This window comes from Nonomuraea lactucae (assembly GCF_003313395.1).
Classification (GTDB): Bacteria; Actinomycetota; Actinomycetes; order Streptosporangiales; family Streptosporangiaceae; genus Nonomuraea; species Nonomuraea lactucae.
In genome coordinates, this window is record NZ_QNFZ01000122.1 from 23,975 (window position 1) to 47,708 (window position 23,734).

Genomic DNA, 23,734 nt, shown 5'->3' on the forward strand with positions numbered 1-23,734 from the left:
AGGGACACCCGTCGGCAGGCGTTATCGTCATTGTGACGAAATCGCCCGACGAGGAGACCCCCATGAGTGCACCCGCGATCCCGTTGCGGTTGACGGCTCCCGCTCCCGGCTGGGTCGTCGAGGCGGACGTGGTCGTCGTGGGCTCCGGCATCGCCGGGCTCACCGTCGCCCTGCGCCATGCCGAGCTCGACCCCGCCGCCAAGGTCCTGGTCGTCACCAAGGACGTGCTCTCCTCCGGCTCGACCCGGTGGGCGCAGGGTGGCATCGCGGCCGTGCTCGACCCGGACGACACGCCTGAGGAGCACCTCAGGGACACGCTGCTCGCCGGGGTCGGCCTGTGCGACGTGCGGGCCGTACGGACTCTCGTGACCGAGGGGCCGGGAGCGCTGCGGCGGCTCATGGAGCGCGGTGCGCGCTTCGACCGGACGGCCGACGGGGAGCTCCAGCTCACCCGGGAGGGCGGCCACCGGCGCGACCGCATCGTGCACGCGGGGGGCGACGCGACCGGGGCGGAGGTGCAGCGCGCACTGGTCGAGGCGGTCCGCGCGTGCACGTCGATCGAGGTCATCGAGCACGCGCTCGTGCTCGACCTGCTCAAGGACGCCCGCGGCCGGGCCAGGGGCGTGACGCTGCACGTCATGGGCGAGGGCGCGCGCGACGGGGTGGGCGCCGTCCACGCCGGGGCCGTGGTGCTGGCCACCGGCGGCATGGGCCAGGTGTACGCCGCCACGACCAACCCCGTCGTCTCCACGGGCGACGGCGTGGCGCTCGCGCTCAGGGCCGGGGCGGTGGTGCGCGACCTCGAGTTCGTCCAGTTCCACCCGACCGTGCTCTGGCTCGGCGAGGGCTCGTCCGGCCAGCAGCCGCTCATCTCCGAGGCGGTCAGGGGCGAGGGCGCGATCCTGGTCGACCACGAGGGCGACGCGTTCATGCGCGGCGTGCACGAACTCGCCGATCTGGCGCCCCGCGACGTCGTCGCCAAGGCCATCATGCGCACGATGCGCGAGACGGGGCGCGACCACGTCCTCCTCGACGGCCGCCACTTCGGGGAGGAGAGGTGGCGGGCCAGGTTCCCGACCATCTACGCCGTCTGCCGCGAGCACGGCATCGACCCGGCGGCCGAGCCCATCCCGGTCGCTCCCGCAGCCCACTACGCGAGCGGCGGCGTCCGGACCGACCTGCTCGGCCGTACCTCCATCGACGGCCTGTACGCCTGCGGCGAGGTCGCCTGCACGGGCGTGCACGGCGCGAACCGGCTCGCGTCCAACTCCCTGCTCGAAGGGCTGGTGTTCGCCGAGCGCATCGCCGCGGACATCCACGCCACCGGCCACGACGCGACCGCCGCCCCGGTGGTGGCGGCCCCCGCGAGCGCCGGTCTGGTGGATCCCCGGGCGAGGACGCGGATCCAGGCGCACATGAGCAGGGGAGCGGGCGTCCTGCGGGCGCGCGAGTCGCTCGCCGACACCGCCAGGGCACTGCGCGACGCCCGCTGGACGCCGGTCCAGGTGGCGCCCCGCACTGAGTCGTGGGAGGCGACGAACCTGCTCACGGTCGCCACCGTCCTCACGGCCGCGGCCGCCGCGCGGCTGGAGACGCGAGGGTCGCACTGGCGGGACGACTTCCCCGAACGGGACGACGACGAGTGGCTGGGGCACCTGGACGTGACCCTGACCGAGGAGGGCCTGAGGATGACCTACACCCCGCACGGCGACGCGATGCCCGCGCGCCTGGCGCAGGAGCTCGCGGCCGCCGGGCTCGACCCGGCCGAGGTCGACGCGCTCGTCGGCCGGGCGCTCGCCGAGGACCTTCAGGAGGCCGGCGACGTGACGAGCCTGGCGACCATCCCGGCGGACCAGCGCGCGGTGGCCGACGTGGTGGCCCGCGCCGACGGCGTCGTCTCCGGTCTCGCCGTCGCCGAGGCCGTCTTCGTGCGGCTCGGCGCGGCCCGCGCCGAGCGCGGGGCCAAGGACGGCGAGCGCGTCAGAAAGGGCGACGTGCTGATGACCGTGGAGGGGCCCGTCAGGGGGGTGCTGACCGCGGAGCGCACGGCGCTGAACCTCCTGACGCACCTGTCCGGCATCGCCACGCTGACCGCCAGGTGGGTGGAGGCGGTCAGCGGCACCAGGGCACGCGTCCGCGACAGCCGCAAGACGCTGCCGGGGCTGCGCTCGCTGGAGAAGTACGCGGTGCGCTGCGGAGGCGGCGTCAACCACCGGATGTCGCTGTCCGACGCGGCCCTGATCAAGGACAACCACGTGGTGGCGGCGGGCGGCGTGGCCGAGGCGTTCCGCGCGGTCAGGGAACGCTACCCGGACCTGCCGATCGAAGTGGAGATCGACCGGATGGACCAGCTCGAACCGGTGCTCGAAGAGGGGGCGGAAGAGATCCTGCTCGACAACTTCACCATCGAGGACACCACGCGTGCCGTACAAATCACGAAAAATCGGGCGCGCTTGGAAGCGAGCGGGGGGTTGACCTTGGAATCGGCCCGTGATGTGGCTGAAACTGGCGTTGACTACCTTGCTGTGGGAGCGCTCACCCACTCGGCGCCGGCCCTTGACATCGCACTGGACCTACGGGGGTAATGGGATGCTGCTCACGATCGACGTCGGCAACACGCACACGGTGCTCGGCCTGTTCGAGGGGGAGGACGTCATCGAGCACTGGCGCCTCGCCACCGACCCGCGTCGCACCGCCGACGAGATCGCCGTCGTGCTCCAGGGGCTGCTGGCCCAGTCTCCGCTGCTCAAGGGAGCCGACATCAGCGGCATCGCGATCTGCTCCACCGTGCCGAGCGTGCTCAACGAGATGCGCGAGATGTGCCGTCGCTACTACGGCGACGTCAACGCGGTGATCGTGGAGCCGGGCGTGCGCACGGGCGTCCCCGTCCGCATGGACAACCCCAAGGAGGTCGGCAGCGACCGCATCGTCAACGCGCTCGCGGCCATCGACCAGTACGGGGGGCCCTGCATCATCGTCGACTTCGGCACGGCCACCTCGTTCGACGCGGTGTCGGCCAAGGGCGAGTACGTGGGCGCGGTCACCGCCCCCGGCATCGAGATCTCGGTGGACGCGCTCGCGGCGGCGGGCGCCCAGCTGCACAAGGTGGAGCTCGTCAGGCCACGTTCGGTCATCGCCAAGAACACGGTCGAGGCGCTCCAGGCCGGGATCATCTACGGCTTCGCCGGCCAGGTGGACGGCATCGTCGAGCGGATGGCGACGGAGCTGGCCGACGACCCGGAAGAGGTCACCGTGGTCGCCACGGGCGGGCACGCGGCGCTGGTGGTGAGCGAGTCACGCTCGATCGACCTGCACGAGCCGTGGCTGACCCTCATCGGCCTGCGGCTGATCTACAACCGCAACGTGGCCTAGAACGTTCCCCACGTGGAACAGGCGGCCCCCCGCTCGGGAAGGGGCCGCCTGTCGAATATGTGCGCCACGCCGGCTGTGGTGACTACTCGGTCTCGGCGGTGTAGAGGTAGTCCCAGTCGCCGCACTTGGTGACGTAGTTGCTGTAGGGGCGCACCTGGCAGACCTTCGCCCGCAGGCTGAAGACGTCGTCGGTCTCGAAGTGGAACTTCTTGTAGCCGGGGTAGCCGCAGTACTTCTTGGTGTAGACGGTGGACCAGTGGTGGTCGAAGTCGCTGGCCTGGAACTTCACGTACGCGCACTTGCCACCCTCGTGGTAGGTCCGGTTGTCCAGGTCGTACAGCCTGCCCCTGACGTGCGCGTTGTTCGACTCCTGGTCCTCGTCCCACTCAACGCCGACCCAGCCCTGCGCCTTGGCGAGGTGGTGCCTGGCGTAGATCGGGCCCCAGTAGTCGTCAAAGTCGTAACCGGACGAAGTGGCCGGCGAGGCGGTCGTGGCGTTCGCGGCGGAAGGCAGCGACAGGGCCAGCGCGGTGGTGGCTGCGACGGCGAGGAAACCTGTCGCGATCTTCTTCATCATGATCTCTCCCTGAGCTCTTCCCGGGCCGGCGCCCTGCCGATCCCCCCCGAGCTCATGCGTCATTGGTAAGCGAGAGGCCTTGCAGCGGCCCTACAGCCCTCCTTCAGGCAGCCGACGAGCCCTTGCAGTTCGCCATATCCCCTACGCTTTGTTGGTGTGAGCGACGAACTTCCCGAGCAGATGCGAATCCGGAGAGAGAAGCTCGACCGCCTTCGCAGCGAGGGCGTCGATCCTTACCCGGTGAACTTTCCGCGCACCTCGACCAACGCCGAGGTCAGGGCGCGCCATCAGGGCCTGGAGCCCGACACCGCCACCGGTGACACGGTGGCCGTCGCGGGCCGTGTCATGCTCAACCGGGTGGGCGGCAAACTCTGCTTCGCCACGCTGCGCGACGGCAGCGGCGACCTGCAGGTCATGATCTCGCTCGACAAGGTCGGCGAGGAGTCGCTGGCCGCCTGGAAGCGCGACATCGACCTGGGCGACCACGTGGGCGTGACCGGAGAGGTGATCACCTCTCGGCGCGGCGAGCTGTCGATCCTGGCCGACCGCTGGCAGCTCACGTCCAAGTGCCTGCGCCCGCTGCCGGAGAAGCACGTCGGTCTCACCGACCCCGAGGCCCGGGTGCGCCAGCGCTACGTCGACCTGATCGTCAACGACGAGGCCCGCCAGATGGCCCGCGTGCGCAGCGCCGCCGTGCGCGCCGTGCGCGACTTCTGGCACGAGGAGGGCTATCTCGAGGTCGAGACGCCGATGCTGCAGCCCATCCACGGCGGCGCGACGGCCCGGCCGTTCCGGACCCACATCAACGCCTACGACATGGAGCTCTACCTCCGCATCGCGATCGAGCTCTACCTCAAGCGGCTGGTGGTCGGCGGCATCGAGAAGGTCTTCGAGATCAACCGCAACTTCCGCAACGAGGGCGCCGACTCCACGCACAACCCCGAGTTCACGATGCTCGAGGCCTACGGCACCTACCTCGACTACAACGACATGGCCGACCTGACCCAGCGGATGTACCAGAAGGCCGTGGTGGCGGCGCTGGGCACCTCGGTGGTCACCCACGACGGGGTCGAGATCGACCTGGGCCTGCCCGAGTGGCCCCGGGTCACCCTCTACGGCGCTGTGTCCGAGGCGGTAGGCGAGGAGATCACCACCGAGACCCCGCTGGAGCGCGTGCGCGTGCTCGCCGACAAGCACGACGTGCACTGGGATCCCAAGTGGGGCCAGGGCAAGCTCGTCCAGGAGCTGTTCGAGGAGCTCGTCGAGCACACGCTCATCCAGCCCACCTTCGTGATGGACTACCCGCTGGAGACCTCGCCGCTGGCCCGCACCCACCGCGACAACCCGCTGCTCACCGAGAAGTGGGACCTGATCGGCTTCGGCACCGAGCTGGGCACCGCCTACTCCGAGCTCAACGACCCGATCGAGCAACGCCGCCGCCTGGTCGAGCAGTCCCTGCTGGCGGCGGGCGGCGACCCCGAGGCCATGCAAGTGGACGAGGACTTCCTGCAGGCCCTCGAGTACGCGATGCCGCCCACCGGTGGCATGGGCGTCGGTATCGACCGGATGATCATGGCCTTCACCGGCAAGAACATCCGCGAGACCATCCTCTTCCCGCTGGTCAAGCCGTCTCAGTGAGCGTCACGCTATGGGGGCGCACAGAAAGGCCCGATCGAAACAGATCCAAAAGCGGGGCTCGGGTGGCTGGTAGAGGGATGATCGGTGCGCTGTCAGGGCACGTGTGACGGCTGATCGCGCCCCCAAGTGTGCAGACGTATGGCCGCTCCTTCGCGCGCCGCGAAGGAGTCAGTTAACGCGGTCAAATGCCACGATTGTCATGCTTGACGGCCTTTCCTGGATGCGTTTACGTTCTGCGGGACGAGCGGACATGCTCGGGTACGTGACGTCTCCGAGTTCTGCTGTTGGGGGGAGGGCTCCCGATGGATGTGCTCACCGAGGGCGTTGAGCTGAGTCAGGCAGATCTTGCTCTGCTGGCGGAGCTTGCCAAGGGAGTCACCGTCGATCGGGTCGGAAGGCGCCTGGACATCAGCGGGCGCACGGTGCGCCGCCGGTTGCGCGGCATCTGCGATCGCATCGGGGTGGCCACGGCGATCGAGGCCGTGGCGTGGGCGGCCCGCCGCCAGCTGATCTGAGGCACCCGCCGCTCCTGGCCGCTCGGTCAGCCTGCGACGCGTACAGCGCCGGCAAACGGGCGCTTGGCGATCGACGCGACGCGCACGACGTCGCCGGTCCGGGGTGCGTGGACCATCAGCCCGCCCCCGATGTAGATGCCCACGTGGTGCAGGTCGTTGTAGAAGAACACCAGGTCTCCCGCCCGCAGCTCCTGCCGGGAGACGTGCCGGCCGGCGGTCCACTGGCTGCCGGTGTAGTGCGGCAGCGAGATGCCGACCCGCTGGAAGGCCGCCATGACCAGGCCCGAGCAGTCGTACCCGCTGGGCCCATCAGCACCCCAGATGTACGGTTTGAGCTGCTGCGTGAGCGCCCACTTGGCGGCCTCGGCGGCCCTGCCGGCGCCGACGACCGGCAGGTTGACCCGCACGGCGCGGGTGCCCGGGCGGCCGGCCTCGCCGAGCGCCCGCCGGTAGAGGTTGCCCTCCACCTTGGCCACCAGCTTCACGATCTTGTCGCGCTTGGCGTCGAGGTCGGTGACGAGCCTCCGCACCTCTTCCATGCGGGTCTTGGCGCCGTCTCTGGCCTGCCTGGCCGTCTGCATCGCCTGGAGGACCTGCCTGAGCTGCTCGCCCTGCTCCTGTTCGAGCGCGAAGGTGGTGGCCGCCCGGTCGAGGAACTGGTCGGGGTCGCTGGAGGACATGAACGGCAGCGCCATGCCGAAGCCGCCGGTCATGTACTCGTTCTGGACCAGCAGGGAGGCCGCGGTGCGCTTGGCGGCCAGCTCGGCCTCGCTGGCGGCCAGTGCCTCCTTGGCGGCCTCGGCCGACTTCTCGGCGGACTTGAGCTTCTCGCGCTGGCCGTTGTACTGCTCGGCCAGCGTCTCGATCTCCGTGTGCATCTTCTCGACCTGCTTGGACAGGGCCTCGAGGGACGGCTCGGGATCCGCGGCGGCCGGAGCGGCGGGGACGACGACGAGCCCGGCGAGCCCGGCGAACGCGGTGATCACGGTGAACGCGGCGAGCGCGGTGCGGAGGACGGCGAGACGGCGCGGGACGGACCGTTTCGGAGGGCGGGCTTGTGTGCCCGCCGAAACCCTCTCGTGACCGCGCGTGCGCTTCACCAACCGGCTCCTCTCATCGACGCCTACCGGGTTAGCTGGCGGGTTCGGGCCGGAGCAGCCCTACCGAGCTGGACGCTCGGACTCACCCCGGGTGGCGCTCGGACGAGCTCGCCACCGGCGGGTCCCCGGCTCCCCCTACGGGGATTGGGCGCGTTCCCACGCGGGGCGCGCGGGTGACATCGTCGGTGGACACTAGTGCACCTTGAGTTGGTGCTCAACCAGAACTGCCAACTCTGTAGAGGTTTCGCTACCGAAGGGTCACAAGGTGATGTCGCGCCCAGCCGTACATGGCTGACTTTATGCCCTGTTTGCCGATGCTTGGGCCAGATGTTGCCTGGCTCGTGTACGCCGGAGCGATATGCCGGATGGAGGCGACAGGTGGGATTTTGGGATGAGCCGTAATGGGATCTGTACGCTGGAGACCCATGGAGCAGGTCGCCGAAGTGACAGTCCCTGGCACCGAGATCGTGGTGCGGCGCGCCCGCACGTCCGATGTCAGGACGATCAGGCGCCTGGTCGACACCTATGCCGGTGCGGGCCCCCGCCTCCTGGAGAAGGCCACCGTCACGCTGTACGAGGACGTCCAGGAATTCTGGGTCGCCGACGGGGACGGGCAGGTCGTCGGTTGCGGCGCGCTGCACGTTCTCTGGGAGGATCTCGCCGAGATCCGCACGGTCGCCGTGGATCCCGCGTTCCGGGGTCTGGGGATCGGCCACCGGATCGTCTCCGCGTTGATCGACACGGCGAGAGCTCTGGGGCTCAGGCGGGTTTTCTGCCTGACTTTCGAGGTCGACTTCTTCGCGAGGCACGGGTTCCGCCCCATTCAGGGCACTCCCGTCTCTCCCGAGGTCTACGCCGAGCTGCTGGCCTCGTACGACGAGGGGGTGGCGGAGTTCCTCGATCTGGAGCACGTCAAGCCGAACACCCTGGGCAACACCCGCATGCTGCTCCATCTGACATCGGGTGACGCTGGCCTTGACTAACGGGAAAGGTGATTGTTGATACCTATGTCGATACGTTGGGCAGCACAGGCATGTGTCCTGACACGTGCCACATGCGCACTCGAAGCGAGGTGACACGGTGAGCACCGGACAGCCGCCGTATCCACAGGACGAATCCGGCGAGAACGCTGCCGGGTCTCCCGAATACGGTCATCCGAACACAGGCCGCCCCCACGGTGAGGCCGACCCCGACGCGACCATCGTCGGCTACCGGGCGGAAGACTACGGCCAGCCGCAGTACGGGCAGCCCGGCTACGCCCAGCAGGGCCAGCAGGGCCAGCAGTCGCAGTACGGCCAGCCCGGCCAGCCGGGCTACGGCCAGCAGGGCCAGTCGCAGCCCGACTACGGCCAGGGCCAGTACGGCCAGCAGGGCCAGTACGGGCAGCAGCCCGGCTACGCCCAACAGGGCCAGTCGCAGCCCGACTACGGCCAGCAGGGCTCGTCGGGCCAGCAGTACGGCCAGCAGGCGTCCTCCGGCCAGTACGGCCAGCAGGGTTACGGCCAGCAGGGTTACGGCCAGCAGTCGCAGTACGGCCAGCCCGGCCAGCCGGGCTACGGTCAGCAGGGCCAGTCGCAGCCCGACTACGGTCAGGGTCAGTACGGGCAGCAGGCCGCCTCCGGTCAGCAGTACGGGCAGCAGGCGTCCTCCGGCCAGTACGGCCAGCCGGGCTACGGCCAGCAGTCGCAGTACGGCCAGCAGGGCCAGTCGCAGCCCCAGTCCGGCTATGGCCAGCAGGACCCCTCGGGCCAGCAGTACACCCAGCCGGGCTACGGCCAGCAGCAGTCCTCGCAGCCGGGCTACGGCCAGGGCCAGTACGGCCAGCCCGGCCAGCCGGGCTACGGTCAGCAGGGCCAGTCGCAGCCCGACTACGGTCAGGGTCAGTACGGGCAGCAGGCCGCCTCCGGTCAGCAGTACGGGCAGCAGGCGTCCTCCGGCCAGCAGTACGGCCAGCCCGGCTACGGCCAGCAGGGGCAGTACGGTCAGCCGCAGCAGGGTTACGAGCAGGGTTACGGCCAGCAGGGCTACGGCGAGCAGGGTTACGGGCAGCAGCAGGGTTACGGCCAGGCCGCCTACAACCAGCCGGGTTATGGCCAGCCCGGCTACGGCCAGGCCTACGGGCAGCCGGTCGGGGTCCAGCCTCCCGGCGCCCCGGCTCCGCTCGCGGAGTGGTGGCAGCGGCTGGTTGCCAGGCTCATCGACGGGGCCATCTTCGGCGTGGCCACCGTCGTGCTGACGGTGATCTTCTCGTTGCTCTTCGCCGCCGTCTTCAACTGGAACACCGGCGCGACGTGGGGCCTCAGCGGTTTCCTGTATCAGTTCATCCTGTACACGCTGATCGCCGCCGTCTATATCGGCTACGAGTACTTCCTCACCAAGGCCAAGGCGCAGACCGTGGGCAAGATGATCATGGGTATCAAGATCGCCCCGGTCGGCGGGCCCGTGCCGCAGGGGGGCCTCCCCAGTGACGTGGCACTGAAGCGGGCCGGCGTGACGTGGGGCGGCTACATCCTGAATGTGATCCCGGTGCTGGGTTGGCTGCTCGCCTGGGCGGCCGTGGGCGTGAACGCGGCCTCGCAGCTCTGGGACAAGCCGTTGCAGCAGACGTACGCCGACAAGGCGGTCAGGACCGTGGTGGTGAAGATCAAGTAGCTCGCTCCGCGCGAACGCGAACAGAGGTCGGCGCCAGGCCGGCCTCTGTTTGTGTACCCGGGCCGTACCCGTTTGTGTCCCGGCCCGTACCCGAAAAGGGCGACGGCCGGATCGCGGATGGGCCAAGGTTGGGTTATGGGCGGGATGCGGACGGGCGTGGTGCCCGCGGAATGGTGGGAACGGCTCGCCGCGCGGCTCATTGAAGGCCTCGTCTTCGGGGTGTTCTATTACATTCTGTTCATCGCGCTGTGGGGCGTCTTCCGGACTGTAGGGGTGCTGGAGGTGTTCGACGGGCGGTTGCCCGGCGTCTTCGCCTGGTTGCTGGCCGGGGTGGGTTATGCCGGCTATGACTGGGCGGCGCATTCCGGGCGAGGCCGTACCTTCGGCAAGGCGATCATGAAGATTCGCGTGGTCCCGGACGACCTGCCTCGGCGAGCTCTGCTGAAACGTGCCCTCGTGTATCCCGGACCTGCCATGCTGATGGGCATTCCGGTGGTCAATGTGCTGGCCGGAATCTTCGTGTTCGCGGTCGGGATGCTCATCTTGATCGACAGGCCGCTGCAGCGTGGACCCCATGACCGGCTGGCGGGAACGCTGGTGGTCAAAGATCTTCGGTGAGCTCCGGCCGGGAGCGCGGACGCCTTTCCGCAAAATTTTCGCTTGATCCGGTAAGGAGCCTGGAGAGACTGGCATTAGGCTATGGGGCATCCGGTCGCCGGATGTCGGCGCCCCTGCCGCGTGCAGCGCACCCGGCTGCCGCGATGGTCGGGCACGGGCGGTTGTCGCCCCGCCCCGCATGAGGGGGCCCGCATGAGGGCCGCTCATGCCCACCGCGCCGCGTGCGCATAAAGGGCGTCCCTGAAACCCCGTCCGCTCTGGAGGCGAGGACGAATGCAGGCCGTAACAGAAGTATTGTCAGCCCTCATCCCGCCGGCGGTCGTCGGGGGAGCCTTCATCTTCGGCGTGGTGAAGTTGTTCCGCGCGGAGGGCCCCGGGCGGCGCCCAAACCGCCGGGATCAGGCCGAGAACGGCAACTGATCGGCGACTCAGCAGAATCCTTGTAGCGTTGAATTGTCTCCGCGCCTTTTCGGGTATATGTTTGGGCCAGCGAATGAAACAATGCTCCGGGAAAGGATTGCGTAGATGGCCAAGCAGATCCAGGAGATTCTCATCGATGACCTCGATGGCGGCGAGGCCAATGAGACGGTCAGCTTCGCTATTGACGGCTCCTCCTATGAGATTGACCTCAGCGACCTTAACGCCAAGAAGCTCAGGGACGCCCTCACACCTTTCGTCTCGCACGCGCGCCGCTCCGGCGCCGTGTCGGCGCGGAAGAAGGGGCGCGGCGGGCAGCGTGCGATGAGCCGCGAGAAGAGCTCGGAGATCCGTCAGTGGGCGAAGGCTCACGGCCTGCCCGTAAGCGAGCGGGGCCGTATCGCCTCCACCGTCGTCGAGAAGTACGAAGCGGCTCACTGAGAGCCCGCGCTCCTGACCATGCGCTTATGCCGTTCGCCTAGGACCCCGGCGAACGCCATAAGCGCATGATCATTTTCGGTCGCCGTTCTCGAATGCTGGACGGCCCGGCGGTTAGTTGATCTTTGTGTGCCCCCATATGTGGGCTTTTGGGCCCGCCGGCCGTTCTCCTTCCCGCCGCCGAATGCCGCCGGCGCAAGCCCCATTGCACCGGCCCGCGGCCAATGATGTTTCTTCGCCGTGGCCCGTTCCGCGGGTCCGCCCGTACGCGGCGGTCGGGGTCGCGCGCCCTGGGCGCGACGGCGTACACGTTCGTGCGGGGTCTTCGTCGCCGACCAGCCGCGACGTTCGGGCCTTCCGTGTGCCCTCAGCCCGCCACGCTCCGCGTGGCCGCCGTTCGACAGAGCAACCGCCGTTCGTCAGAGCAACCGTCGTTCGACAGAGCAAGTAGGTGTGACCTAAGTGTGACGGTCGGCCCGACGGCGCGCCGCCCAGAGGGCCGCTCAGAGAGCGGAGAGAAGGCGCGCGACCTCAGAAGGAGGGGAGCGGACGCCCGTCCGGTGAAGGCGGCTCGTGAAGACAGCCCCGGGAAGACAGCCCCGTGAAGGCGGGCTCTTGAAGGCGGGCCATGAAGGCGGAATGGCGGCGTTGTTCGGGGCGTACCACGATCGGATTGGCGAGCCTTAGCAGCGAGGACGTAGCATGTTCGCGTATGGGTTACGGACGCGGCATCGGAGATGCGCGGGCGCGGGCCGCCCTGGGCCGGCTCGCTCAAGCGTCCGATGGCGATCCGTGTTGATCTGCCTGTGCCGAGGCGCCGAATTGCGGGCGCTTCCCCGAGGCCCCCTAAACATCGTTCGCTTGCGGCGTATCGGGAACACGTCACGCCCGAACGGTAGTTGGATAGAGGGTGAACGCCCTGCTCTCGGGGAACGTCTCTGCTATAGAGCGCGTCAGCGGCAGTGGGCACGGTTCGCCGAGCCAGGGCTAGCATGCGGGATGACGGGACGGATTGACCGGCCTGACTGACCGCTCTGTGAGGAGCGACGAGATGTTCGAGAGGTTCACCGACCGAGCGAGGCGGGTTGTCGTCTTGGCCCAAGAAGAGGCCAGGATGCTCAACCACAACTACATCGGCACTGAGCACATTCTTCTTGGTTTGATCCACGAAGGAGAGGGCGTAGCCGCCAAGGCTCTGGAGAGCCTCGGCATCAGCCTTGAAGGAGTGCGCCAGCAGGTCGAGGAGATCATCGGCCAGGGCCAGTCGGCTCCGTCGGGGCACATTCCGTTCACCCCGCGGGCCAAGAAGGTTCTTGAGCTGTCGCTCCGTGAGGCACTGCAGCTGGGGCACAACTACATCGGCACCGAGCACATCCTGCTCGGGCTCATCCGCGAGGGTGAGGGTGTGGCGGCCCAGGTGCTGGTCAAGCTTGGAGCAGATCTCAACCGTGTCAGGCAGCAGGTCATCCAGTTGCTCCACGGCTACCAGGGCAAGGAGCCGGCCGCCGCCGGCGGCCCGCAGGAGTCGGCCCCGTCGACCTCCCTGGTGCTCGACCAGTTCGGCCGAAACCTGACTCAGGCCGCCCGCGAGGGCAAGCTGGATCCGGTCATCGGCCGCGAGAAGGAGATCGAGCGGGTCATGCAGGTCCTCTCCCGGAGGACCAAGAACAACCCCGTTCTCATCGGCGAGCCCGGCGTCGGCAAGACCGCCGTCGTCGAGGGCCTGTCACAGAAGATCGTCAGGGGCGAGGTGCCCGAGACGCTGAAGGACAAGCAGCTCTACACGCTTGACCTCGGCGCTCTGGTCGCCGGCTCGCGCTACCGCGGTGACTTCGAGGAGCGCCTGAAGAAGGTGCTCAAGGAGATCCGCACGCGCGGCGACATCATCCTGTTCATCGACGAGCTGCACACGCTCGTGGGTGCGGGCGCCGCCGAGGGCGCGATCGACGCCGCCAGCATCCTCAAGCCGATGCTGGCCCGTGGCGAGCTGCAGACCATCGGCGCCACGACGCTTGACGAATACCGCAAATACCTGGAGAAGGACGCGGCCCTGGAGCGCCGGTTCCAGCCGATCCAGGTGGCCGAGCCCTCCCTCAGCCACACGATCGAGATCCTCAAGGGTCTGCGCGACCGCTACGAGGCGCACCACCGGGTGTCCATCACCGACGGCGCGCTGGTCGCCGCCGCGCAGCTGGCCGACCGCTACATCAGCGACCGCTACCTTCCCGACAAGGCGATCGACCTCATCGACGAGGCCGGCTCCCGGATGCGCATCCGCAGGATGACCGCTCCGCCGGACCTGCGCGAGTACGACGAGAAGATCGCCAACGTCCGCCGCGACAAGGAGTCCGCGATAGACGCGCAGGACTTCGAGAAGGCGGCCGCCCTCCGCGACCAGGAGAAGCAGCTCCAGCTCAAGCGCGAGCGGCGTGAGAAGGAGTGGAAGGCCGGCGACATGGACGTCGTGGCCGAGGTCACCGAGGAGCTCATCGCCGAGGTCCTTGCGACGGCCACCGGCATCCCGGTCTTCAAGCTGACCGAGGAGGAGTCGCAGCGCCTGCTCCGCATGGAGGACGAGCTGCACAAGCGGATCATCGGTCAGGACGACGCCATCAAGGGTCTGTCCCGGTCGATCCGCCGCACCCGTGCGGGCCTGAAGGACCCGCGCCGTCCGGGTGGCTCGTTCATCTTCGCCGGCCCGTCCGGCGTCGGCAAGACCGAGCTGTCCAAGGCGCTGGCGGAGTTCCTCTTCGGCGACGAGGACGCTCTGATCAGCCTCGACATGTCGGAGTTCATGGAGAAGCACACCGTCTCCAGGCTGTTCGGCTCGCCTCCCGGCTACGTCGGCTACGAGGAGGGCGGCCAGCTCACCGAGAAGGTGCGGCGCAAGCCGTTCTCCGTGGTCCTCTTCGACGAGATCGAGAAGGCCCACCCCGACATCTTCAACTCGCTGCTGCAGATCCTGGAAGACGGTCGCCTGACCGACGCCCAGGGCCGCGTGGTCGACTTCAAGAACACGGTCATCATCATGACCACCAACCTCGGCACCCGTGACATCTCCAAGGGCATCGGGGTCGGGTTCGCGAGGTCCAACGACGCCGAGTCCAACTACGACCGGATGAAGTCCAAGGTCCAGGAGGAGCTCAAGCAGCACTTCCGGCCCGAGTTCCTCAACCGTGTCGACGACATCGTGGTCTTCCACCAGCTGACGCCGGCCGAGATCATCAAGATCGTGGATCTGATGCTCACCCAGGTCGACGCCCGCCTCAAGGACCGCGACATGGGGCTCGACGTCTCGCCCGAGGCCAAGCAGCTGCTGGCCGACCGCGGCTACGACCCGGTCATGGGCGCCCGTCCGCTGCGGCGCACCATCCAGCGTGAGCTGGAGGACGCGCTGTCGGAGAAGATCCTCTACGGCGAGCTCCGTCCGGGGCAGATCATCAAGGTCGTGACCGAGGGCGAGGGGGACAACGCGAAGTTCATCTTCACCGGTGAAGACGCCGCCACCCACGTCCCCGACTCGGCCGCCGCGATCGCCGGCTCGATCAAGACCTGACGGCTGAGGGCCACAGGTTCGTCCGAAGCCCCCGTGTGAATGCTCACACGGGGGCTTCGCCTTTGGTGGCGACTGGTGGCGACCTCTGTGACGACCTGCGGCCAACAAGTCGCGTTGCCGAATTGTTGGCAGGGAAGGTGTGCCGCGACGCGGAGTAGTACTACACTGCGTAGAGCGCCGCCGAACCTGTTCCAGGTAAGCCACAAGACCGCTTGCCTGGGGTGGGACTGCTCCCTGAGGAGTAGGCAGCGATCAACCCAGGGTGGACGCGTGCCTCGCCTGGGGCGGGCATGCTCGACAGGGTCCCCGCGCGAACCCCACAACGGGCGCTGGGACTACCGGTTCAAGCCGTGGAGGAAACCGATGCGCCTGCGTCACGACGACGGAACGCTCGTTCACCTCGCCTACAACGCGGGCGTTCACCCCGCCGAAGACCTGGAGAACCTGATCGCCCACCTCACCCGCTACGCGGTGCCGGTGCGCAAGCGGCTCGGGGTCGATCGGATGGGCATAGGTCTGTGGCTCTCGCCCAGCGTGGCCGACCACCTCACGGCCGACCGCATCGAGCTCGTACGGCTGGGCCGCTCGCTGGACGAGCGCGGCCTGGAGGTCGTCAGCCTGAACGGCACGGGCGGGCGCAACCAGGAGGTCCCCGGGCCCGACTGGGCCAAGCCGGAGCGCTACCGCTACACCATGGCGCTGGCCAGGATCCTGGCGTTCCTGCTGCCCGACGACGTCAGGTTCGGCAGCATCTCCACCATCCCGATCGGCTGGCGCCGCGACTGGCCGGCCGACCTCCACTCGATCGCCACGCGCCGCCTGGAACGCCTGGCGAGAGAGCTGCGCGGCATCTACAGCGTCACCGGCAAGACCATCCGCGTCGGGTTCGAGCCGTGGCCCGGCTGCGTCCTCGAAACCACGGAGCAGGCGTTGGAGCGAGTCTGCGGGATCGACTCCGAGCACCTGGGCGTCTGCCTCGACGCCTGCCACCTCGCCTGCGGCTCCGAGCAGGCGGGCGAGGCCCTGCGCGGCCTGGCCGCCGCCGGCGCGCCGGTGGTCAAGCTCGGCCACGTCCACAACCACACCGGTGAGACGCCCAGCAGCACGGGCGCCGTTCTGCACGACACGCTCACGGCCATGCTGTCGGGCGCGGTGAGCGGCAACGCCCACATCGAGGTGGAGACGCACAACCTGGCCGTCCCGGGCCGCGCCAAGGGCCCCGGCGCCCTGGTGTCCGTCCTGGCCCAGGAGCTCGACTGGGCCCGCACCAACCTCACGGGCCTGGGCCTGCAACTCGCCGCCTGACCGGCCAACGCCGCGCGGGCGTCACCTCGCCGACTGCCTGTCCCGGCATGCACCTTCATGGCCGCGCGTCCGAGTGGTTACCCAGAAGGGAGGCGTGGCCGGAGTGGCCGTGCTTCTGGTGCACGCGCTGACGGCCGCCGCCGGATCCGTCCCGGCGCCAGCGGCAGGCGTAGGTGGTGCGTCTCACGAGAGTCCACCTTGGCGCGTTCTCGTGGGCGTCGCCCGGGAAGCCGTTCTTGCGTTCTGCTGAGCGTGCCGCCGAAACCGATGACACGGTAGTGATGCCGCCGCGGACTGCGATGGGAGCGCGACCAGCGTGTGCCGCCGCGGATCGCCTGAGCGGCACCGGGGCCGTGGCCTGGTGAGCCTGTTCAGCGGAGCTGGACGCCGATGACGCAGGTGTCGTCGTCGGTGTCGGACTTGCTGTAGGTGAGCAGGTGGTCGAGCCGCTGCTCCAGCGTGGCCACGGCGGCCGTGGCCACGCTCAGGAGCTGCTGCTGCGAGTGCTCCAGGCTGCGGTCCTTCCGCTCGATGAGCCCGTCGGTGTACATGAGCAGGACGTCCTCCTTCTCCAGTTGGAGGCTGCCCTCCTCGTAGTGCGCCTCGGCGAGGGCGCCGAGCAGGACACCGTCGATCAGCGGCAGCTCGGACGCCTCTTGCGAGCGGAGCATGATCGGCGGGAAGTGGCCGGCCCTGGCCCAGCGGAGAGTACGGGTCTCCGGGTCGAACAGGGCGCACACAGCCGTCGCGGTGACCTGTTCGGTCAGGTGGTGGGCGACGAGGTTGAGCCAGGTCAGCAGTTGCGCGGGCCCGGCCCCGGTGGTGGCGAGCCCGCGCAGCGCGTTGCGCAGGACGACCATGCCGGTGGCCGCGTCGATGCCGTGGCCGGCCACGTCGCCGACCGACAGCAGCACTTGCTTGGACGGCAGCACCACGCAGTCGTACCAGTCGCCGCCGACGAGGTGCTCCTCTTCCGCGGGGCGGTAGCGGACGGCGATCCTCAGGTCGAACGCCTCGATCGGGCCGTGCGCGGGCGGCATGATGGCGTGCTGAAGCTGCAGCGCGAGGCGGTTGCGCGCGGCGGCCTGCTGCTCGGAGTGGGCGAGCTGGTCGCGTGTGGCGGCCAGTGCGACTTCCGTCCAGTGCTGTGCGGATATGTCCTGGTACGCGCCGCGCACGCTGAGGAGCCTGCCGTGGGCGTCCAGGACCGGTTCGGCGACGACGCGGATGTGCCGCGATACCCCGTCGGAGCGCTGGAACCGGAAGGCCGAGGCCGCGGGCAGGTGATGGTGCAGCAGCGTGCGCAGAAACCGGCCGATGGCGACGGCGTCGTCCGGATGGGCGTGCTGCGGCAGCTCTAGCAGGGAGATCGGGCCGGCGGAGGGCGGCAGGCCGAGCAGTGAGTAGAGCTGGCCGTTCCAGGTGATCTTGCCGGTGGCGAGGTACTCCTCGAAACCGCCGATGCGGCCGAGGCGCTGCGCGTGCTGGAGCAGCCCGGCCACCCGCGCCGCCTCGTCCAGGACGCGCCAGACCAGCAGGACGCTGTCGCCGAGGCGGCTGATGCTGACGTCGGCGACGGCGGTCAGCGGCACCTGGTCGATGAGCGCGTTGAGCGGCATCCGCTCGGCGCGGAACGGCTCGCCGGTGGCGTGGACGTGCTCCACCTTCTCGTACAGCCCGCCGTCACCGGCGGCCAGCGGATAGGCCTCAAGAAGGAGGGCGCCGTTGACGGCGCTGCGGGCGCGGCCGGCGAAGTCGACGAAGTTGGTGTTGGTGTGCTGGATGCGGAAGTCCGCCAGGTCGCCGTCGGCGTCGAGGTGCGGGCGCAGGATCAGGACGGGGTCGTGCATGCCGTTGACGAGGTCCACCAGCTCGGAGTCGGGCCGCTGCGGCGCGATGGCCGGATGGGTTTCGAGCGTATGGGCGACGAGCTCGGCCAGCGCCTCCACCTGCCGCTGGATCTGCGGGGGCTGCGGCTCCAGGGGGCACGGCCAGCTGATCTCGAGGACGCCGAGGATGCGGCCGCCGGTGCCGGCGGGCACGGCGACCCGGCCGGCCTGCTCGCCCGGGTGATGGCCGATGGACGGCAGGCCCGCCTCCGAAAGGTCGCCGAACCAGACCGTCCGTCGTTCCACGAGCGCCTGCCGGGCCGGGGTGGCCACTCCGGGGGGCACGTAGCGCCAGCGCATGGCCTGGCCGGTGGCGAAACCGGCAGAGCCGGCCAGGGTCAGCGAGCCGTCTGTGCCCGCCGCCCACACGGCTACCGCGGTGGCGCCCAGCGGGGTCACCGCGTGCTGGAGAAGGGACTCGCTGACCGCCTGGGTGTCGCGTGCCGCCAGGACGCCGCTCTCCGCGGTGCGCAGCCGTACGGCGACGGAAGAGGTGTCGTCCCCCGCCCGCGTGTCGTCCCCCGCCCGCGTGTCGTCCCCCGCACGTGTGTCGCCCTCTGCCCGCGTGTCGTCCCCCGCCCGCGTGTCGTCCCCCGCCCGCGTGTCGTCCCCCGCACGTGTGTCGCCCTCTGCCCGCGTGTCGTCCCCCGCCTGCGTGTCGCCCTCTGCCCGCGCGTCGCTCTCCGTCGGTGCGTCGCCTCCGGCGAGCGCGTGGCTCGTGGTGCCGCGGCCGGTGGCCGAGAGCAGGAACTGGTTGGCGGCCTCGGTCAGGTGGTCCTGGGCCGCCTGGTTGACGATGTCGGCGGCCAGCTCCAGCTGTGAGAGCTGAGCCCGTTCGGCGAGCACGGCGAGTTGCCGGGCCGCCTCCGCGGGGTTGCAGCGCAGCCTCTCCACCAGGATGCCCTTGGCCAGCTCGATCAGGGCGCGGCCGTCGGCGGCGGCGTGGGCGTCGCGCACCTCGCGGCGGAGCCGCTCGACGGTGGCGGCCAGCCGCCCGAGGCCGGCACCCCGACCGGTGGGCTGTTGGGGCTCTTGCACGTGCTGCTCCTCGACGGTGGATGTGCTGGGGCGCGGACTGTTCCCGGCCCACGCGGCCACTTCCGGTGCGCGGGCGGGCCGGGTTCTCCGGGGCCTACGTGGCCAGCCGGTGCTGGATCCGGGCGAGCAGGTCCGTCGCGTCGACCGGCTTGGTCACGTAGTCGCTCGCGCCGGACGCGAGGCTCTTCTCCTGGTCGCCGGGCATCGCCTTGGCCGTCACCGCGATGATGGGCAGGTCGGCGTACTCGGGCATCTGCCTGATGGCGGCCGTGGCCGCGTAGCCGTCCATCTCCGGCATCATCACGTCCATCAGCACGATGTCGACCTCGGGGTTCGAGGTGAGCACCTCGATGCCCTTGCGCCCGTTCTCCGCGTGCAGGACCTGCATGCCGTGGATCTCCAGGATGCCGGTGAGGGCGTAGAGGTTGCGCGCGTCGTCGTCGACGACCAGCACGGTACGGCCGGCCAGCGAGTCGTCCACCGTGCGCGCGACCGGCCTGTGCACCTCCTCGTGCCTGACCAGCGGAAGCACGTCGCCGGGGCCGTCGGCGGACAGGTGCAGCGCGATGCGCTCGCGCAACTCGTCGAGGCTGGACAGCAGCTCCAGCGGCTGGGTGCCGGTCCGCGCCTGGAGGTCGGACTCCTGCCTGGGGTCCAGCCGCCAGTTGTTGTAGGCGAGAACCGGGACGCCGTGCAGGGCCGAGTCGCCGTCCATGTCCTCCAGGAAGCGCAGCGCCGCGCCGTCTGCCATGTCGAGCTCCAGCACGATGCAGTGGTACGCCTGCGCGGCGAGCGCGGCGGCCGCCTCCTGCACCCCGACGGCACTGACGACCTCGATGGGGCCGCGCGGGTCCCCGAGGTCGCGGTTGTTGGCCAGGTCGGCCACCGCGCTCTCGGACACCAGCGACAGCAGCCCGCGGTCGCGCTCCTCGACCACCATCAACCGCCGCTGCTGCTGTGGCTTCTGCTGCGCCTTCTGGTGGGACCGCGGGGCGGGCGGCGGGGAGTCGGGCACCGTCTCGCCGTGCTCCGGCCGTTCGGTCCGCTCCCGCGCGAACGCGCCCGGCGGCAGCTCCGCGAAGTCGGGGCGCGCCACGGGCAGGTAGAGGGTGAACACGCTGCCCTTGCCCGGCGCGCTCTGCGCCGTGATCGCACCGCCGAGCAGGTGGGCGATCTCGCGGCTGATCGACAGGCCCAGCCCGGTGCCGCCGTACTTGCGGCTGGTGGTGCCGTCCGCCTGCTGGAAGGCGCCGAAGATGGCTTCGACTTGCTGCTCGGCGATGCCGATGCCGGTGTCCTTGATGCGGAAGGCGATGGCCGTGCCGTGTACGCGGACCGGGGCGGGCACTTCGCTCGGTCCGGCCGGCTCGATGTGCAGCTCGACGCTGCCCGCCTCGGTGAACTTGACGGCGTTGGACAGCAGGTTGCGCAGGATCTGGCGGAGCCTGGCGTCGTCGGTCAGCACGTCGACCGGGACGCCCGCGGCCGTCGCGACGACGAAGTCGAGGCTCTTCTGCGTGGTCAACGGCCGGAACGTGGCCTCGATGTCGTCGAGGAGCTGCCGCAGCGGCACCCGCTCGGGTGCGATGTCCATCTTGCCCGCCTCGACCTTGGACAGGTCGAGGATGTCGTTGATCAGCTGCAGCAGGTCCGAGCCGGCCGAGTGGATGATGCTGGCGTACTCGACCTGCTTGGGAGTGAGGTTGCGCGTGTGGTTCTGGGCCAGCAGCTGGGCGAGGATCAGCAGGCTGTTGAGCGGGGTGCGCAGCTCGTGGCTCATGTTGGCCAGGAACTCGCTCTTGTACTTCGAGGCAAGGGTGAGCTGCTTGGCGCGCGCCTCCAGCTCCTGGCGCGCCTGCTCGATCTCCAGGTTCTTGGTCTCGATGTCGCGGTTCTGGGTGGCCAGCAGCGCCGCCTTCTCCTCCAGCTCGGCGTTGGAGCGCTGCAACTCCACCTGCTGGTTCTGCAGCTCCTCCGAGCGGGCCTGTAGCTCGGCGGTGAGCCGCTGCGACTCCACCAGCAACTCGTCGGTACGGGCATTGGCGATGATCGTGTTGACGTTGACGCCGATGGTCTCCATCAGCTGGTCGAGGAAGGTCCAGTGCACCGCGGTGAACGCGTAGACCGACCCCAGCTCGATGACGCCGAGCACCTGCTCCTCCACCACGATCGGCAGCACGATCACGGAGGCGGGCGTGGTGTGGCCGAGGGCCGAGGAGATCCTGATGTAGTCGGCGGGCACGTCGTCCATCGCGATCGTGCGGCGGGACCGGGCGGCCTGGCCGACCAGTGACTGGCCCAGCTTGAAGCGGGTGGGCCGGGCGGCGTCGTCGGCGTAGCCGTACGCGCTGATGAGGTGCAGCTCGGTGCCGCCGGGGGCGTCCTCGGCGAGGAAGAACGCTCCATACTGGGCCGACACCAGCGGGGCGAGCTCGTTCATGACCAGCTCGGCCACGGAGGCGAGGTCGCGGTGGCCCTGCATGAGGCCGGAGACGCGGGCCAGGTTGGTCTTGAGCCAGTCCTGCTCCTGGTTGGCCCGCGTCGTCTCACGGAGCGAGCCGACCATGGAGTTGATGTTGTCCTTCAGGTCGGCCAGCTCGCCTTCGGCGTCCACCGTGATGGAGCGGGTCAGGTCGCCCGAGGTGACCGCGCTGGTCACCTCGGCGATGGCGCGCACCTGGCGGGTGAGGTTTCCGGCCAGCTCGTTGACGTTCTCGGTCAGCCGCTTCCAGGTGCCGGAGACGCCCTCGACCTCGGCCTGGCCGCCCAGGCGGCCTTCGCTGCCGACCTCGCGGGCCACCCTGGTGACCTCGGCGGCGAACGAGGAGAGCTGGTCGACCATGGTGTTGATGGTCGTCTTGAGTTCGAGGATCTCGCCGCGGGCGTCCACGTCGATCTTCCTGGTCAGGTCGCCCTTTGCCACCGCCGTGGTCACCTGCGCGATGGAGCGCACCTGGTTGGTCAGGTTGTCGGCCATCGAGTTGACGTTGTCGGTGAGGTCCTTCCACGTGCCGGCCACGTTCGGCACCCGGGCCTGGCCGCCGAGCTGGCCTTCGGTGCCGACCTCGCGGGCGACGCGGGTGACCTCGTCGGCGAACGCGGACAGGGTGTCGACCATCGTGTTGATCGTCTGGGCCAGCGCGGCGACCTCGCCCTTGGCCTCGATCATGATCTTCTGCGACAGGTCGCCCTTGGCCACCGCCGTCGCCACCTGCGCGATGGAGCGCACCTGGCCGGTGAGGTTGGAGGCCATGAAGTTGACGTTGTCCGTCAGGTCCTTCCAGGTGCCGGACACCCCGCGCACCGTGGCCTGGCCGCCGAGCTGGCCTTCGGTGCCGACCTCGCGGGCGACGCGGGTGACCTCGTCGGCGAACGACGAGAGCTGGTCGACCATCGTGTTCAGCGTGTTCTTCAGCTCCAGGATCTCGCCGCGCGCCGAGACGGTGATCTTCTGTGACAGGTCGCCCTTGGCGACCGCCGTGGCCACCTGGGAGATGTTGCGCACCTGGGCCGTCAGGTTGCCGGCCATGTAGTTGACGGAGTCGGTGAGGTCGCGCCACGTGCCGGCCACGCCCTTGACGTCGGCCTGGCCGCCGAGCTGGCCTTCGGTGCCGACCTCGCGGGCGACGCGGGTGACCTCGGCGGCGAACGAGGAGAGCTGGTCGACCATCGTGTTGACGGTGTTCTTCAGGGTCGACCATCGTGTTGACGGTGTTCTTCAGCTCCAGGATCTCGCCCCGGGCGTCAACGGTGATCTTCTGCGACAGGTCGCCCTTGGCGACGGCCGTGGTGACCTCGGCGATGCTCCGCACCTGGCTGGTGAGGTTTCCGGCCATGGCGTTGACCGACTCCGTGAGGTCCTTCCAGGTGCCGGAGACGCCGGGCACCTCGGCCTGGCCGCCCAGCCGGCCCTCGGTGCCCACCTCCCTGGCCACCCTGGTCACCTCGGAGGTGAACAGTGACAGCTGGTCCACCATGCCGTTGAACACCTGGGCGATCTCGCCGAGCAGCCCGCCCGCGTCGTCGGGCAGCCTCGTGCCGAAGTCGCCGTCGCGGACCGCGGTCAGCCCGGCGAGGAGCTGGCGCAGCTCCGGCTCCTGGGCCCTGCTCACGCCGCGCCCGGTCTTGTCACGCGCCGCCGGACGCGCGCCGCCGGCCGCCATCTCGCCCATCTCCACCCTCACTCCAGTCAAAGGCATGCCAGGGCGCACACCGCTGTGCGACTTTACCGGCGGTATCAAGGGTGTTTCGCGAAGATTGTTGGGTTTCGCACCTTATTCGTAAGAGTGCTATTCCTCATGCGAATAAACCGGCGCCCCCATGGGCCTCGCAGCCGCCCGCCTGCTCCGGTCAGGCATGCGGCAGCCGGTACGTGCCGTCGTCGAGGTGCTCCGCCAGGCCGTCGGCGACCAGGCCGTCGAGCGCGCGCTCGCGCTGGGCCGCGTCGTCCCACACGGCGTCGAGCGCCGCCTTGGGCACCGGACCGTGAGCCGACCGCAGCACCGCGAGCAGGCGGCCACGACACTGTCGATCCGTGCCCGCGTACGCCTGGCCCTTGCGCGCCGGGCCGGCGTGAGGCGGCTTGCCGGCCAGGCGCCAGGCGCAGGCCGCGGCGATCG

General features: G+C 69.5%; 14 protein-coding genes, 2 pseudogenes and 1 riboswitch. Of the genes and pseudogenes, 10 read left to right on the plus strand and 6 right to left on the minus strand.

Going from position 1 to position 23,734, the window contains the following annotated elements; translation table 11 throughout:
* Positions 1-62 precede the first annotated feature (62 nt).
* Positions 63-2,585, plus strand: a complete 2,523-nt coding sequence (locus DQW85_RS08395; protein WP_113699800.1) for an L-aspartate oxidase — start codon at positions 63-65, stop codon at positions 2,583-2,585.
* 4 nt (positions 2,586-2,589) lie between these two features.
* On the plus strand, positions 2,590-3,372 hold the full coding sequence (locus DQW85_RS08400) for a type III pantothenate kinase (protein ID WP_113699801.1): 783 nt from the start codon (positions 2,590-2,592) through the stop codon (positions 3,370-3,372).
* Positions 3,373-3,454: 82 nt separating this feature from the next.
* Here the strand turns inward: DQW85_RS08400 and DQW85_RS08405 are convergent, their stop codons facing one another.
* The gene (locus tag DQW85_RS08405; protein ID WP_113699802.1) at positions 3,455-3,949 is read right to left on the minus strand and encodes a hypothetical protein; all 495 of its coding nucleotides are present in this window, start codon (positions 3,947-3,949) and stop codon (positions 3,455-3,457) included.
* Between the two features lie 156 nt (positions 3,950-4,105).
* Between DQW85_RS08405 and lysX the strand changes: the two genes are divergently transcribed.
* Together lysX and DQW85_RS08415 are read left to right on the plus strand one after the other, a co-directional pair.
* Entirely contained in the window at positions 4,106-5,587 is a 1,482-nt protein-coding gene (gene lysX, locus DQW85_RS08410; RefSeq protein ID WP_113699803.1) for a bifunctional lysylphosphatidylglycerol synthetase/lysine--tRNA ligase LysX, read from the plus strand.
* Positions 5,588-5,889: 302 nt separating this feature from the next.
* Entirely contained in the window at positions 5,890-6,102 is a 213-nt protein-coding gene (locus tag DQW85_RS08415) for a LuxR C-terminal-related transcriptional regulator (RefSeq protein ID WP_113699804.1), read from the plus strand.
* 26 nt (positions 6,103-6,128) lie between these two features.
* Here the strand turns inward: DQW85_RS08415 and DQW85_RS08420 are convergent, their stop codons facing one another.
* The gene (locus tag DQW85_RS08420) at positions 6,129-7,202 is read right to left on the minus strand and encodes a C40 family peptidase (protein ID WP_113699805.1); all 1,074 of its coding nucleotides are present in this window, start codon (positions 7,200-7,202) and stop codon (positions 6,129-6,131) included.
* A gap of 5 nt (positions 7,203-7,207) precedes the next feature.
* Positions 7,208-7,363, minus strand: a riboswitch (cyclic di-AMP (ydaO/yuaA leader).
* A 264-nt stretch (positions 7,364-7,627) separates the two neighbouring features.
* On the opposite strand from DQW85_RS08420, the gene DQW85_RS08425 reads away from it, so the two are divergent.
* From DQW85_RS08425 to DQW85_RS08450, 6 genes are all read left to right on the plus strand, one after another.
* Positions 7,628-8,185, plus strand: a complete 558-nt coding sequence (locus DQW85_RS08425; protein WP_113699806.1) for an amino-acid N-acetyltransferase — start codon at positions 7,628-7,630, stop codon at positions 8,183-8,185.
* Between the two features lie 97 nt (positions 8,186-8,282).
* On the plus strand, positions 8,283-9,854 hold the full coding sequence (locus tag DQW85_RS08430) for an RDD family protein (RefSeq protein ID WP_162794835.1): 1,572 nt from the start codon (positions 8,283-8,285) through the stop codon (positions 9,852-9,854).
* A gap of 135 nt (positions 9,855-9,989) precedes the next feature.
* On the plus strand, positions 9,990-10,472 hold the full coding sequence (locus DQW85_RS08435) for an RDD family protein (protein ID WP_162794836.1): 483 nt from the start codon (positions 9,990-9,992) through the stop codon (positions 10,470-10,472).
* Between the two features lie 525 nt (positions 10,473-10,997).
* Positions 10,998-11,330: a histone-like nucleoid-structuring protein Lsr2 gene (locus tag DQW85_RS08440; RefSeq protein WP_113699809.1), complete on the plus strand. Its 333-nt coding sequence runs from the start codon at positions 10,998-11,000 to the stop codon at positions 11,328-11,330.
* A 1,048-nt stretch (positions 11,331-12,378) separates the two neighbouring features.
* Positions 12,379-14,883, plus strand: coding sequence for an ATP-dependent Clp protease ATP-binding subunit (locus DQW85_RS08445; protein ID WP_113699810.1), 2,505 nt, complete (start codon positions 12,379-12,381; stop codon positions 14,881-14,883).
* Between the two features lie 363 nt (positions 14,884-15,246).
* A complete protein-coding gene (locus DQW85_RS08450) occupies positions 15,247-16,188 on the plus strand; it encodes a TIM barrel protein (protein WP_113699811.1) in 942 nt (313 codons plus the stop codon).
* A 371-nt stretch (positions 16,189-16,559) separates the two neighbouring features.
* Here the strand turns inward: DQW85_RS08450 and DQW85_RS08455 are convergent, their stop codons facing one another.
* From DQW85_RS08455 to DQW85_RS08465, 4 genes and pseudogenes are all read right to left on the minus strand, one after another.
* Positions 16,560-19,115, minus strand: coding sequence for a SpoIIE family protein phosphatase (locus DQW85_RS08455; RefSeq protein ID WP_240197021.1), 2,556 nt, complete (start codon positions 19,113-19,115; stop codon positions 16,560-16,562).
* A 94-nt stretch (positions 19,116-19,209) separates the two neighbouring features.
* Complete coding sequence (locus DQW85_RS08460; protein WP_240197022.1) at positions 19,210-22,785, minus strand: HAMP domain-containing protein; 3,576 nt, start codon at positions 22,783-22,785, stop codon at positions 19,210-19,212.
* An 82-nt stretch (positions 22,786-22,867) separates the two neighbouring features.
* Positions 22,868-23,314: pseudogene (locus tag DQW85_RS46675) on the minus strand (HAMP domain-containing protein); the annotation flags it as partial.
* 151 nt (positions 23,315-23,465) lie between these two features.
* Positions 23,466-23,734: pseudogene (locus tag DQW85_RS08465) on the minus strand (A/G-specific adenine glycosylase); the annotation flags it as partial.